At 64.5% G+C, this 2,195-nt stretch carries 1 pseudogene; it reads left to right on the top strand.

The features are described 5' to 3' along the window. A pseudogene (locus tag QCE69_RS39155) lies at window positions 1–2,195 on the top strand (type IV secretion protein Rhs); the annotation flags it as partial.

Below are 2,195 nucleotides of genomic sequence, written 5' to 3'. Positions count from 1 at the left end.
GCGATTCACCACGGCGTGTCGATGCGCTTCGTCGAATACGCGGGAGGCCGTCCCACGGGGCGCGAGTTGCGCGCTGCTTCGGGGATCGTCGCGGGCTGTCTCGGGGCGCTCACGCTGCACGATGCACAAGGTGGCGCGCATCCGCTGGTGACGTATCAGCAAGACGCGCTGGGCAACCTGGGCGCCGTGCTCGATGCGCACAACGCGCCCTACTGTTTCGAGTATGCGCAGCATCAGATGGTGAGGCATACCGACCGCAACGGCCTGTCGTTCTACTACAGCCATGCGATGCACGAGGACGGCCAATGGCGCGTGAGCCACGCATGGGGCGACGGCGGCCTGTACGACTACCACTTCGAGTACGACCTTGCGCATCTGGAGACGCGCTTCACGGATTCGCTGGGCCGCCTCACGGTGCTGCAATACAACGAGCAGCAATGGCCGGTGGCGCGCATCGATGGGTCGGGCGGCGTGCGCAGCTATCAATACGATGGCGAAGGCCGCACGATCGCGGAGGTCGACCCGGCGGGAAACGCAACAGAATGGGAGTACGACGGGTACGGCAACCTGCTCGCGCACCGGCTGCCGGATCGCACGGTGGTGCAGACCGCGTATGACGAGGAGCATCGGCCGGTCGCGATCACCGATCCCGAAGGGGGCGTCTGGCGCCAGGTTTGGGATACGCGTGGCAATCTGATCGAACAGGTGACACCCTCGGGGTGTTCGAGCGCATTCGCTTATGACGCGCTTGGGCAGCTGACGCAAGTGGCGGATGCGGCGCGGCGTTGCACGGCCCTGAACTACGACGCGTATGGCTATCTGGCCAGTCTGACCGATGCGTTGGGCCGCGTCACGCACTTCACCCACGATGCGCGCGGCAATCTGCTGCACCGCGAAGCGCCGGGTGAAGGGACGACGCGCTATGCGTGGGACAAGAAGGATCGTCTGATTCTCTGCGATCTTCCCAGTGGGGCATGGGTGCGTTGCGAGTATGACGGCGAGGACAATCTCATCCGCTACGAAGACGAAGCGCGCCAGGAAACGCGCTTCACGTATTACGGACAGGGGCAGCTTCAGACGCGCGTTGATCCGGACGGCAGCGTTACTCGCTATCACTACGATACCGAAGAGCAGCTGATAGGCGTAAGCAATCCGCTCGGACAGACCTGGCATCTGAAGCGCGATGCAGCGGGCCGGCTGATCGAGGAGATCGACTACTTCGGGCAAGCGCGCGGCTATGGGTACGATCCGGCGGGGCACTTGCAGCGTACTGTCGATCCGCTCGGGCGCGTGCTGAGCATCCGGTGCGATTCGTTGGGGCGTATCGTGAGCCGCATCGCGGCGGGCAGCGGCGAGGACGAACATTACGCCTATAACAAGCGCGGTCAGTTGATCGAAGCGCGCAATGCGCATGGGCTGGTTCAGCGCGAGTATGACCTCGACGGGCGGCTCACGAGCGAGACGCAGCAGCATGCCGATACGCTCGGCAGCCTGAGCTACGAGTACGACGCGGCGGGTCAGTTGCAGACGCAGCGGCGCGAGATGCGCGGCTTGAATGGCGACGTGTGTTATCGGCAGACGCTGAGCCATGAGTACGATGAGTCGGGATTGGCTCGCACGTTGAGCATCGATGCGCATGAACCGATCCGCTTCACGCATGATCTGGCGAGCCGCTTGAGCGGGATTGAGTTCGCACCCGGACTCGATCATGCGTTCAGCTACGACAGCGCGGGGCGGCTCGCGCGACAGACCGCGCGGCGTGCGGGGCATCGCGAGACGCATGTCGGGTATGACTATGACGTCAGCGGGAACCTGGTCACTCGCAGCGATAGCCGGTTGGGGGTGGATCGCTATCGATACGATCCGCTGGGCCGGATCGTCGAGCATACGGATCCGGGACAGCGGCTGCGTCGGTATGTGTATGACGCGCAAGGCGATCGGTTCTCGCAGGTGCGGGCGACCGAGCGAGGCCGTGAGTGGCAGCATCCGGACGGCGCGCGCTGGTGGCTGGATGCGGCGGGGCAGCTAGCCGAGCGTACGCATCCTGCGCGGGGCGTGGAGCAGTTCACGTGGGACGTGTTCGGGCGGATGGTGGGGTTCGAGAACACCGCTAATGAGCGATGGGTGTATCGATATGATGCGCTCGGTCGGCGTATTGGCAAGCAGGCGGCGGATGTCAGGCCGGAGGTGGGGCA

Origin of the sequence: Caballeronia sp. LZ032 (assembly GCF_031451315.1) — a bacterium.
Taxonomy (GTDB): Bacteria; Pseudomonadota; Gammaproteobacteria; order Burkholderiales; family Burkholderiaceae; genus Caballeronia.
This window is presented reverse-complemented; position numbering and strand designations above follow the sequence as displayed.